This window comes from Rhizobium rhizogenes NBRC 13257 (assembly GCF_000696095.1).
Taxonomy (GTDB): domain Bacteria; phylum Pseudomonadota; class Alphaproteobacteria; order Rhizobiales; family Rhizobiaceae; genus Rhizobium; species Rhizobium rhizogenes.
The window spans coordinates 254,297-266,604 of sequence record NZ_BAYX01000009.1; the positions used below are offsets into that span (position 1 = coordinate 254,297).

8 protein-coding genes are annotated in these 12,308 nt (G+C 60.6%); 1 reads left to right on the forward strand and 7 read right to left on the reverse strand.

Annotation, left to right across the window (positions count from 1 at the left end; all coding sequences use genetic code 11):
* Positions 1-184: 184 nt before the first annotated feature.
* Positions 185-2,137, reverse strand: coding sequence for an acetoacetate--CoA ligase (locus RRH01S_RS22010; protein WP_042474214.1), 1,953 nt, complete (start codon positions 2,135-2,137; stop codon positions 185-187).
* A gap of 164 nt (positions 2,138-2,301) precedes the next feature.
* Between RRH01S_RS22010 and RRH01S_RS22015 the strand changes: the two genes are divergently transcribed.
* Entirely contained in the window at positions 2,302-4,197 is a 1,896-nt protein-coding gene (locus tag RRH01S_RS22015) for an AsmA family protein (RefSeq protein ID WP_042474262.1), read from the forward strand.
* A 5-nt stretch (positions 4,198-4,202) separates the two neighbouring features.
* On the opposite strand, the gene RRH01S_RS22020 is transcribed toward RRH01S_RS22015, so the two are convergent.
* From RRH01S_RS22020 to RRH01S_RS22050, 6 genes are all read right to left on the reverse strand, one after another.
* Positions 4,203-5,018 carry an ABC transporter permease subunit gene (locus tag RRH01S_RS22020; protein WP_034520327.1) on the reverse strand — a complete coding sequence of 272 codons (816 nt, stop codon included), beginning with the start codon at positions 5,016-5,018 and terminating at the stop codon, positions 4,203-4,205.
* Positions 5,019-5,021: 3 nt separating this feature from the next.
* On the reverse strand, positions 5,022-5,933 hold the full coding sequence (locus tag RRH01S_RS22025) for an ABC transporter permease subunit (protein WP_042474264.1): 912 nt from the start codon (positions 5,931-5,933) through the stop codon (positions 5,022-5,024).
* 2 nt (positions 5,934-5,935) lie between these two features.
* Positions 5,936-7,078, reverse strand: a complete 1,143-nt coding sequence (locus RRH01S_RS22030; protein WP_012650962.1) for an ABC transporter ATP-binding protein — start codon at positions 7,076-7,078, stop codon at positions 5,936-5,938.
* A gap of 119 nt (positions 7,079-7,197) precedes the next feature.
* The gene (locus RRH01S_RS22035; protein ID WP_085946436.1) at positions 7,198-8,286 is read right to left on the reverse strand and encodes a polyamine ABC transporter substrate-binding protein; all 1,089 of its coding nucleotides are present in this window, start codon (positions 8,284-8,286) and stop codon (positions 7,198-7,200) included.
* A gap of 202 nt (positions 8,287-8,488) precedes the next feature.
* The gene (locus RRH01S_RS22040; protein ID WP_034520322.1) at positions 8,489-9,361 is read right to left on the reverse strand and encodes a LysR family transcriptional regulator; all 873 of its coding nucleotides are present in this window, start codon (positions 9,359-9,361) and stop codon (positions 8,489-8,491) included.
* 318 nt (positions 9,362-9,679) lie between these two features.
* Positions 9,680-12,217, reverse strand: coding sequence for a methyl-accepting chemotaxis protein (locus RRH01S_RS22050; protein ID WP_034520321.1), 2,538 nt, complete (start codon positions 12,215-12,217; stop codon positions 9,680-9,682).
* Between the last annotated feature and the right edge of the window lie 91 nt (positions 12,218-12,308).

Here is a 12,308-nt window from a genome sequence, read left to right on the forward strand (position 1 = left end):
TTGGAGTTGATGCTGCCTAACGAAAGCTCGAGTCGATCAACGTCATGTTACGGGAGCCTCACGGCTCCAAGCCGCTCCGAGTTCATGCGAGCGGCCCCAAGTTGGATTTACCTTTGACCAACCTCTCTTAACGCCGGGTTACCATTCCGAGGTGATCGTTCGCCCGTGAGTTTTAGGGGAGCGATCAGCTCTTCAGCTCCTCCAGCCCTGCAAAGAGATCCAGCGCTTCCGGGTTGGCGAGCGCTTCCTTGTTCTTCACCGCCCGGCCATGAACGACATCGCGGACGGCAAGCTCGACGATCTTGCCGGATTTGGTGCGCGGGATGTCCGTCACCGCGATAATCTTGGCCGGCACATGCCGCGGCGAGGCGCCGGTGCGGATGCGGGTCTTCATCGCCTTGACGAGATCCTCCGTCAGGGCGGCACCCGCCGCCAGGCGCACGAACAGTATGACGCGCACGTCGTCATCCCAATCCTGGCCGATACAGAGCGCTTCCAGAACCTCGGGCATCTGCTCGACCTGATTGTAGATCTCCGCCGTGCCGATACGCACGCCGCCGGGATTCAGCGTTGCATCCGAACGGCCATGGATGATCAGGCCGCCGTGCTCGGTCCATTCGGCGAAATCGCCATGGCACCAGATATTGTCGAAACGCTCGAAGTAGGCGGCATGGTATTTGGCGCGGTCGGGATCGTTCCAGAACATCACCGGCATCGAGGGGAATGCCTTGGCGCAGACCAGCTCGCCCTTTTCGCCGTGCACCGGATGGCCATCCTCGTTCCAGACATCGACGGCAAGACCGAGGCCCGCTCCCTGGATCTCGCCGCGCCAGACCGGCTGCAGGGGGTTGCCGAGCACGAAGCAGGAGACGATGTCGGTGCCGCCCGAGATCGAGGCAAGCTGGATATCGTCCTTGATGCCCTCATAGACGAAGGTGAAGCCTTCCGGCGACAGCGGCGATCCGGTGGAGGTCATTAGTCGTAGGCTGGTGAGATCATGCGAGGTCTTCGGCGTCAGGCCGCTCTTGCGCACCGCATCGATATATTTGGCCGAGGTGCCGAATACGGCGAAACCCTCCTCCTGCGCATAATCGAAGAGAATGTTGCCATCGGGCGCAAAGGGCGAGCCGTCATAGAGGCAGAGGGTGGCGCCGGCGGCAAGCCCCGTTACCAGCCAGTTCCACATCATCCAGCCGCAGGTGGTGAAATAGAAGACCTTTTCGCCGGGAACGACGCCGCAATGCAGGCGGTGCTCCTTGATGAGCTGCAACAGCGCGCCGCCGCTGGAATGAACGATGCATTTCGGCACGCCGGTCGTGCCCGAAGAAAACAGGATGAACAGCGGATGCGCAAATGGCAGGGGCGCAAATTCGATGGCCTTTGCTTCGAAGGGCGCGATGAAGGCGGACAGCGTCTTTGCACCTGGGGTCGCCGCTGCGACCGCATCGGCATCGCCGGCGTATGGCACGATAACCGAGGGAGCGCCGAGGCGCTGCGCGATGGCGCCAACCTTTGTCGTCACATCCTGCAATTTGCCGCCATACCAATAGCCGCTGCAGGCAATGAAGAGTTTCGGCTCGATCTGGCCAAAGCGGTCGAGCACGCCCTGCTCGCCGAAATCGGGGGAACAGGAGGACCAGATGGCACCGATCGAGGCGGCGGCCAGCATGCAGGCAATGGTTTCCGGCATGTTCGGCATCATCGCGGCGACACGGTCGCCCTTACCGATGCCGAGGGCGATATAGGCCTGTTGCAGGCGTGACACCGTGGCCGAAAGCCGATCCCAGGACCAGCGATCGCGCACCTTGTCCTCCCCCCGGAAGACCAAGGCATCGCCCTCGCCGCTGTTCGACAGCAGATTCTCGGCGAAGTTCAGTTCGGCGTCGGGAAAGAAACGCGCCTCCAGCATCTGATCGCCATTGATCAGCGCCCTTTCGCCGCGTTTTCCCTTGATGCCACAGAAATCCCACACTGCTGTCCAGAAGGTCTCACGCTCGGTGATCGACCAGGCGTGCAGGCTGCCGAAATCGGAGAGCGACAAGCCGAAGCTCCGGTTGCATTCCTGCATGAAGGCAAACATCGGGCTGTGTCGGCGAAACTCGTCCGACGGGGTCCAGAGCGGTTGAATGTCTTGCATATGATCTCCCCCTACTTTCGGCTTATATACCATGCTGCAGCGCATTATAAAGTCACAGAGTCGCCGGTCCTCCCGCTGTACAACGTTTGCATCCGCCGATCATTTCCTATATCCGGCAAACACAGGCATATCAGCGCTATGAGTATGAAAGTCTCCGTGAGATCATGAGCACGTCGAGGAATAGGAAGTGGCGATTGACGATGCGATCGGCCTCGCGCTGGCTGCCGACTGTCGCGCGCACCTCCGGCATCGTGCTCTTGACCATCCTCATCGTCTTCGCCGTCTTCAGGGCGACCGCCCCGTTCCTGATCTCCAGCGGGCTGGTGCGCTCCGGCATTGAGAAAGCGCTGTCGGACTGGACCGGATATCGCGCCCAGATCGAGGGTGACCCGACCCTGGAATTCTGGCCGACGCCGCGCGTGACGCTCAATCAGGTCAACATCCGCGAGCCGACGAAGAACGGCAAGGTGCTCGGCCATATCGACAGCCTCTCGGCGGACTTCTCGCTGTTTGCAGCGCTGCGTGGACGCGCGCATTTCCACGAGTTCCATTTCCTGCGGCCGACGATCTACATCCGCCGCGACGAGGCCGGCCTGATCGACTGGACGAACGAAGGACTGCTGTCCAAGGCGATCGAGCGGGTGGAAACATCCGCCAACCAGGGCATGCCGATGCAGCGGGAGCAGGATGCGGATATCGGCACCCTGACCATCGAGGACGGCAGTGTCGAAATGACCGATGAGCGCACCGGCAACATCTACAAGATGAACGGCATTAATGCGGACATTACCTGGCCACGGCTGTCGCGGCCGATGACGGCCGTCATCCTGGCGCGGCTCAACGGCCAGGACGTCAAGATTGATTTTAACTCCACCCAGCCGCTGCTGCTGTTTGCCGGCAAGAGCGTGGATGCAAGGACGAGCTTCTCCTCGCCGCTGATCAGCTGGACCTATTCCGGCGTCAGCAGTATCTCCGAATTCTCGACGCTCGCCGGAAATCTGGATCTGAGCGTGCCGAACGTGCCGTCATTCCTTGCCTGGAGCGGGGAGCATCTGCCGGTTGCCAATACGCTGCAGAACGTCTCGCTCAACGCCGATATCGTCGCGATCCAGAATGGCCTGCGTTTCAACAATCTGAACTTTAAGGTCAATGATTCCGCCGCGTCCGGCGTCATGGACCTCAACTACACGGCAGCCGGCAAGCCAAAGATTTCCGGCACGCTTGCCTTCGACCAGATGAACCTCAATCCGTTCCTGACGGCATTCTCCATGCGGCTGGCGGCCGATACCGCCATCGACGCGCTGCTCAACGGCAACCCGTTGCAGCGCCTCGACCTGGATATGCGGCTCTCGTCGAACAAGGCCTGGCTCGGTCCCTTCCAGTTCGACAATATCGGCGCCAGCCTGCTGGTGGCCGGTGGCAAGGCGAAATTCGACATCGGCGACAGTGGCTTCGAGGGCGGGGATTTGACCGCGCATCTGGAGGTCACGCAAGGCGACTTCGATGGTGGCGGCAAATTGCAGATATCCATCCGCAACGCCGATTTCGGCGGGCTTTTCTCTCGTCTCAAGCTCGTTGGTCCGCTGCCGATGACAACGGGATCGTTGGATCTCGCGCTCAGCACGTCGAAGCCGATCTGGGCCGCCAATCTCGGTGATGTCGCCGGCAAGATGAGTTTTTCCGCGCAAGCGGGCTCCTTCCGGCAATTCAACATCTCCGCCTTCCGCGCGCTTGCCGCCGACAAGACTTTCTTCCGGATGAGTGATGTTGCCGACACAGCCTTCGATTTCGACAGCCTCAATGTCGATGCAAGCTTCGCCAAGGGATCGGCCGAGGTTCACAGCGCCAAGATCACAGGGCGCAACGAGACGGTGACGCTGAACGGCGTCGTTCCCTTCCGCAGCAACGGGCTGGCGCTTTCAGGCGCCATAGAGGCGAGCAGCCCCGCCGACACGTCGGACCTGCCGATGCTGCCCTTCTTCATCGGCGGCACCTGGCCGGACCCGGTGATCTCGCCTGTGACGACACTGCTGCAGAAGCCCGACCAGCCGCAGCAATAGAGCCCTCAGCCAGCCGCCGCAGCGTGCTCGTCCCTCTGCCGCTGCACCTCACGGCGCTTGGTGGCGATGGAAGCGCAGATGACGCCGATGGCGACGACGCCGACCAGGATGCTGCAGATCGCATTGATTTCCGGCGTCACACCGCGTTTCACCTGACCGTAGATCAGCATCGGCAACGTGTTGGCGCCGGCGCCCGAGGCAAAGGTAGCGATCACCAGATCGTCCAGCGACAGCGTCAACGACAGCACCCAGCCGGAGAACACAGCCGGCGCGATGATCGGCAAGGTGATTTCGAAGAAGGTACGCAGCGGAGGAGCCCCAAGATCCAGCGCTGCCTCCTCGATCGAGCGGTCGAAAGTCAGGAGCCTGGATTGCACGACGACGGCGACGAAACACATGGTCAGCGTCGTATGCGCCATGACGATCGTCCAGAAACCGCGATCGACGCCTGAGGCCACGAAGAGCAGCAGCAGCGACAGGCCGGTGATCACGTCAGGCATGACCAGCGGCGCGTAGATCATCCCGGAAAACAGCATGCGACCGCGGAAGCGCGTGTAGCGCACCAGCGCCAGCGCCGCCAGCGTGCCAAGCACGGTGGCGACCGTCGCCGACAGGAGCGCGATACGCACCGTCAACCAGGCGGCATTCAGCATGGTATCGTTGCTGAAGAGATGCACATACCATTGCGTCGAGAAGCCGCCCCAGACCGTGACCAGGCGCGAGCCATTGAAGGAATAGATGATCAGCAGCAGGATCGGCAAGTAGAGGAATGCTAGGCCGAGCGTGACCGAGACGATGTTGAACCGGGACCAGCGGATCATGGCCTATCTCCCTCTCTCTTCGGCTTTCGCCTGGAAATGCTGAAAGAAGACGATAGGCACCACCAACAAGAGCAGCAGGATGGTCGCCACGGCTGAGGCCAGCGGCCAATCGGTGTTGCCGTAGAACTCATTCCACAGCACCTTGCCGATCATCAGCGTTTCAGAGCCGCCGAGCAGATCGGGGATGACAAAATCGCCGACAGCCGGAATGAAAACCAGCATGCAGCCGGCGATCACGCCGGGGATCGACAGCGGAAACGTGACGCGCCAGAAAGCGCCGATCGCCGTGCAGCCGAGATCCTGCGCCGCCTCGATCAGGGTGCCATCCATCTTCTCCAGCGCGGAATAGAGCGGCAGCACCATGAAGGGCAGGTAGGAATAGACCATGCCGATATAGACGGCGGTGTTGGTGTTGAGGATCACCAGCGGCTCCTGGATGATACCGAGCCCCATCAGGAGCTGGTTCAAGAGACCAGTGGTGCTGAGGATCGACATCCAGGAATAGACGCGGATCAGAAAGCTCGTCCAGAACGGCAGGATGACCAACATCAGCAGCGTCGGACGGATGGTGCGCGGCGCCTGCGCCATGCCGTAGGCGATCGGATAGGCAATGAGCAGCGTCAGCAGCGTCGAGATGCCGGCGATCTTCAGGCTGCCAATATAGGCGTTCATGTAAAGCGGGTCGCCTGCCAACCATGTGTAGTTGTCGAACGACATGGTCTGCAGCTTGTCCCACCAGTCGCCGAAACTGTCCGACCAGTTGAAGGACGGATCATAGGGCGGGATGGAAAGCGCCTTCGTCGACAGCGAGATGCGGAAGACGATCAGGAACGGCACGAGGAAGAAGAGCAGCAACCAGACATAGGGGATGATGATGACAAGGCGCTGGTAGAGGGAGGAACCTAGCGTTTTCATCATCAATCCTTCAGCAGTACGCCGGCGTTTTCGTCGAAGGAAACCCAGACATTCTGGTCGTAGGCGAAAGGCTCTTCCACCGCGCGGACCGCGTTCAGCGACGAGGCCTTGACCACCTGGCCGTTCTTCAGCTTGACGTGAAAGACGGTCATGTCGCCGAGATAGGCGATATCCCAGATCTCGCCCTCGGCGGCGTTGACCGAGGCATTGGCCGGCGGACGCGGGGTGATCCTGAGTTTCTCCGGCCGAATGGCGAGACTGGCGCGGCTTCCCTCCACCGGCGTGTCGCTGGATGCGATGCGCAGCATGATGGCGGGATCGATGGAGATCTCGATGATCCCCGAACGGACCGAGGTGACATTACCCTCGAGAATATTCACATCGCCGATGAAGTCGGCGACGAAGCGCGAATTGGGAGCCTCATAGATTTCCGCGGGCGTCGCTATCTGCGCCACCTTGCCATGGCTCATGACGGCGATGCGGTCGGCCATGGTCATCGCCTCTTCCTGGTCGTGGGTGACGACGACGAAGGTGAGGCCGAGGCTCTGCTGCAGGTCCATCAGCTCGAACTGGGTTTCCTCGCGCAGCTTCTTGTCGAGCGCGCCAAGCGGCTCGTCGAGCAGCAGCACCTTCGGGCGCTTGGCAAGCGAGCGGGCAAGCGCCACGCGCTGACGCTGGCCGCCGGAAAGCTGATGCGGCTTGCGCTTGGCGAATTGCTCCAGCTTGACCAGCTTCAGCATCTGCGCGACGCGCTCGGCAATCTCCGCCTTCGGCATACCGTCCTGGCGCAGCCCGAAGGCAATGTTCTTTTCGACACTCATATGCGGGAAGAGCGCATAGGACTGGAACATCATGTTGACGGGACGGCGATAGGGCGGCGTGCCGGCAAGGCTCTGGCCGTCGAGGATGATCTCGCCCGTCGTTGGCTGCTCGAAGCCCGCCAGCATGCGCAGCAACGTGGACTTGCCGCAGCCGGAGGCGCCGAGCAGGGCGAAGAATTCACGGTTGTAGATATCCAGCGAAAGATTGTCGACGGCGACGAAATCGCCGAACTTCTTCGTGACGTTCTTGAAGGAAATGTAAGGCTTTGCCGAAGGGTCGGTCCACGGAGCAAAGGAACGCCGGATATTCCCGAGAGACTTCATCATTTATCCCCAAATGAAAGGATGTTGCGCCGGCTCTTCCCCATTCCGGCGCGGTCCTGATCTTTACGCTATGCCGTCAGAAAAAGGCCCGGACGTTGCCGTCCGGGCCTGCTTTGAAATTATTGGCCAGTGGTGACCTTCGTCCACAAGCGCGTCGCCACGCGCTGCGTTTTCGGGTCCCAAGGCTTCAAGGTATAAAGGCTCTTCGTAACCTCTTCCGTCGGATAGACGGATGGATCCTCCAGCACTTCCTTGCTCACGAACTGCTGCGACGCCTTGTTGCCATTCGCGTAAGTCGTGAAATTGCTGGCCTTGGCGATGACTTCCGGCCTCATCATGTAGTTGATGAAGGCATGCGCTTCGGCGACATGCGGCGCATCGGCCGGGATCGCCATCACGTCGAACCACATCTGCGCACCCTTTTTCGGGATCGAATAGCTGATATTGATGCCATTCTTGGCTTCCGCCGCGCGGTTGCGCGCCTGCAGCACGTCGCCGGAGTAGCCGAAGGTCAGGCAAATGTCGCCATTGGCGAGCGCGTTGATATATTCCGACGAATGGAATTTGCGGATATTGGGGCGGACTGCCGTCAGCAGCTCCTCGGCCTTCTTGAAGTCTTCCGGCTTGGTGGAGTTCGGATCGAGGCCGAGATAGCGCAGCGCCGCCGGGATGACGTCGGTCGGAGAGTCGAGCACGTAGATGCCGCAATCCTTGAACTTGGCGGCAAGCGCCGGATCGAAGATCACGTTGATATCCGGCGCCTCGTCGGTGCCGAGGATCTGCTTCACCTTATCGACGTTGTAGCCGACGCCGCTGGTGCCCCACATATAGTCGACGGCATATTGGTTGCCGGGGTCATAGGCCGCGATCCGCTGCTGCACCGTGTCCCACATGTTGGAGATATTCGGCAGCTTCGACTTGTCGAGCTTCTGGAAGACGCCGGCCTTGATCTGGCGCTGCAGGAAATAGGCGGTCGGCACGACGACGTCATAGCCGGTCTTGCCCGCGAGCAACTTGGTCTCCAGTGTTTCGTTGGCGTCGAAGGTGTCGTAGACGACCTTGATGCCGGTTTCCTTGGTGAAATCGGCCAGGATCGAATCATCGATGTAATCCGACCAGTTGTAGACGTTGACAACCTTGTCTTCCGCCTGGGCAGCCGTCACCAGCGAAACAGCCGCAAAGGCGGTTGCCGCGAGCCGTGCGAACATGGACTTCATGGTCTCTCCTGTTTTGTTCAAGGGCATCCTCGCGACACCCAACCCTCTGTTTTTCCCGCCAGACTAGAAAGGAATCCCGAAGGCCACAAGGGGGAAAAGCAAGCCCCATGAGCTTTCACGGATTTACGCGGAATCGGGAGATGATGCGGCTCACCGACCGGAGACGGACCACACTGTCTTCCGCTTGCGGTTTTCAAACATAGGTCGGACGGTTGCCCGCGAAGAGATCGGCATGGCTCTTCAGCAGCCGGGCCATGCGGTCGACCACGGTGCGGATCTCGCGGCGATGGCGGTCGGTGTCGTTCATCACGATCCATTGCCCGTGGCGCAGGGAAGCGATTTCCTCCCCCACCCGCTCCAACCGAGGCTCCAGGTCGCCGACGAAACAGGGAAGAACGGCGATGCCCGTCCCTGAAAGAACCAGATCATGGAGCGAGCGCGGCCGGGTGACCGTCACCGCGATCGCCTCGCGCTCGTTCTGATGCGGCCAGCGCAGATAGGCGGAGATCGCCTCTTCTTCCGCAACCGCGATCCAGCGCTTAGGCCCGGCGAAGCGCATGTTGCGCGCCTGATAGGCGGCATAGGCGACATCGCCGGTCTTGATGGCCGCAAGATTGGCTTCTTCCGGTTCGAAAGCGCGGATGCCGATATCGCTTTCGCGATGGGCAAGACTGGCGCGGCGTTCGGCGATTTGCAGATCGATGCGGAAACCGTCCCGCTCCGAGCAGATCGACGGCATGTTCTGGCTGAGCACCCAGGCGACCCAGGTGCCTGCCGTAATCCGGACGATGGCCGCGCCCTGCGCTTCGCGCTGCCAGCTATCCACCTTGCGAGCGGCGGCCTCCATATCGAGCAGCTGATCGAACAGTTCCTGGCCGTCGCCGGTCAGCGCATAGCCGGTCTGGCTGCGCTGGAAGAGCGGGCGGCCGACCTGGCTTTCCAGTTCCAGCATGCGCCGGCCGATCGTCGCTGGGCTCAATCCGCTCGACGAAACGGCGCCCGTCAGCCCGCCGCCACGGGCAACATCGAGGAAAAGCTGATAGGCATCCCAGGTTAAATTTTTCATAATTGAAAAACATAAGCTGAAAACAACTGTATATAAAGCAATTTTTTATGCGTAATTGAAGGGATGCCTTTCAACGTGGAGACTTCCCATGCTCGACAGCATCATTATTGCCAACGTCATCCAACTTCGGGACCAATACCGCCTTGGGCGGTCGAGCTCTAGCGAGGACGAATTCTACGAGGAGCATGGACACGACTCCTACGTCGCGTTCACCTGGTTCGGAAACATCCTCGACCGCACCTATGCATGGCTCAAAACAAAAAAGGCGGACCGGCCCAATGTGGACCGATCCGCCTGTGATAGTGACGCTTGCTGCGGTCAGGCGGCGTCCGCCCGCATGTGGCTCGGGCTGTACCCGCTCTCGATCTTGAACTGCTGGATGAGATAGAGCAGCGCGTCGGCCTCGGAGGCCAACTCCCGGCTGGCTGCCGTGGTCTCCTCGACCATGCCGGCGTTCTTCTGGGTCATCTGGTCCATATGATTGACAGAGGCGTTGACCTCCTGCAGCGCGCTTGCCTGATCGTGGCTGGCGCGGGCGATCATTTCCACATGCTGGCTGATGGTGACGATCTGACCGCTGATCTGCGCCAGAACTGAGCCGGCCTGCTGCACGAATTGCGAGCCGGAATTGACCTCCTGGGTCGATTTGTTGATCAGCCCCTTGATCTCCTTGGCCGCAGCGGCGGAGCGCTGGGCCAGCTCGCGCACTTCCATGGCCACAACCGCAAAGCCCTTGCCGGCGTCGCCGGCGCGGGCGGCTTCGATGCCGGCATTCAGCGCCAGAAGGTTGGTCTGGAAGGCGATCTCGTCGATGACACCGATAATCTGTTCGATCTTGCGGGACGCGTCTTCGATACGCGTCATCGCGTCGATGGCGTTGCCGACGACGACGGAACTGTCATCGGCGCTGCGCTTGGCTTCGCGCACGATCGCATCCGCATCCTTGGCCCGCTCGGCGGATGAGCGAACCGTAACGGTGATTTCGTCGACGGCGGCGGCAGTCTGTTCCAGCGAGGCGGCCTGCTGTTCGGTGCGTTTCGACAGGTCCTCGGCGGAGGCGGCCATCTGGTTGCCGTTGGACTGGATCATCTCGACATTGTCGCGCACCTGGCTGATCGTCTGCTGCAGGCGCGACAGCGAGCTGTTGAAATCCTGGCGGAGCTGCTCGAGACGACCGATGAAGGGTTTCTCGATCGTCGAGGAAATGTCGCCCTGCGCCAGACGCTCGAGACCGGCGGCAAGTTCGCTGACGGCAAAGTCGATCTGGCGGTCGAGCTCGCGCTTTTCGGCGTCGTTACGCTGGCGTTCGTGCTCGGCGGCGGCGCGCTCCTCATCGCTCTGCTCCTCTATGCGGATTTTCGAGATCGCATTTTCCTTGAAAATGCCGAGCGCGCGGGCCATGTCGCCGATTTCGTCATGACGCTTTTCGCCCGAGATCACGGTCTCCAGCATGCCATCGGCAATGCGGCGCATGGCGGCGGTGATCTGGCCGATTGGACGCTGCAAGGTCAGCACCAGAGCGATGCCGCCGGCGACGGAAAGAATAATGCCCAGAATGGTGGCAAGGATCGAGATGTAATTTGCCTGCTCACGCTCGGTGCCAGCGCTCTGCTTCTGCGTTTCGGCGAAGGCTGTGAGCTGGCCCCAGACCTGATCGAGCTGCTGGCGCGCGGCGGCATATTCCGCAACGCGCTGCGTCGACGTGTTGACCAACTGGTCGCCGCCGTCCTCGATCGCCTTGAGGGCGGGCCGGATAGCCGCATCGATGCCATCGATGAAATCCATGCCCTTGGCGCTTTGCTTCATCGTGTCCATGGCGCCACGGAGCTTGAAGACCTCCTGGCGCAGACGAGTGAGATTATCCTTGCTGGTATTGGCCAGGAATTCGCCAAGGACGAGCTGCAACGAATAGATCGAACCCTGGAGGCGGCGGGTATCCTGAAGAACGGAGTTGGTTTGAACAACCTTGGCGTCCATATCCACGAAGGTCGTCGTCGCCTGGCGCATCATCTGCGTCGCGGCCAACTGCGTATAGGTCGAGGTCTGGCGGAAACGGGAGAGAAGCCGGGTGATGCCGGCAATCGTATCGTCGGTCGGAACATCCGTGCTTTCAGTGAAGGCGGTCAGATCCTTGATCGTGCCGACAAGGGATTGCACGACGCTCTTCTGGTTTTGCGGAAGAGCGAGATTGATCGAGCGTTGCGCCTTGTTCAGATCAGGCAGCCGGTCCTTGAGCAGCTTGACCTTATCGACAGGAGTTGCAGCCTTATTGAAATCCTCGGCAACGGCAACGAGCTGATCGCCGCCCTTCAGCAGGCGGTCGGCCGACCGCAGCGTCGATGTCGCGGCCGCCTGATCCTGGCGCATCTGGTCTTCCAATTGCTGACCGTTGAAATCGACGTTGAAGCGAGCCTTGATCAGCGCCTTCTGAGCATCGTCGATCGCCTTGCGGAAATCGACTTCCTGTTCGTGCAGCGTCCAGAGCTTGCCGACCTCATTCGCCATGGCGGCGGTCTTGGTCGTCGCATCGGTCAGATTGTCACGGCCATCCGCATCTTTGCCGAGCTGGTCGAGCGTCGACGCCAGAACACCCTGCTGCGATTTGATGTCATCATATAGCTTGTCACGCTGCTGCTCGTTGGTGATGCGCAGGAAGTCATCCATCGAACCATAGAGATTCTTGAAGCCCGTCAGCGATTGCAGCACGCTGTTGGAGATTTCCATGCGCCCCTGCAACAGGCCGGAAGCATAGAGCCCGGTGAGGCCGACGGCGGAAATGCTGATGACGAATGGCAGGACGAAGAGGAGAACCTTCGTCTTGATCTTGAAACGGGACAGGATCTTGTCAATGAACATCGTAGCTCGGGCCTCTCACAACTGCTCCCCCCTTGCCGGCGCCTTCATAGCGCTGACCGGATGCATAATCTTCAATCTTGAGATGTTCGCA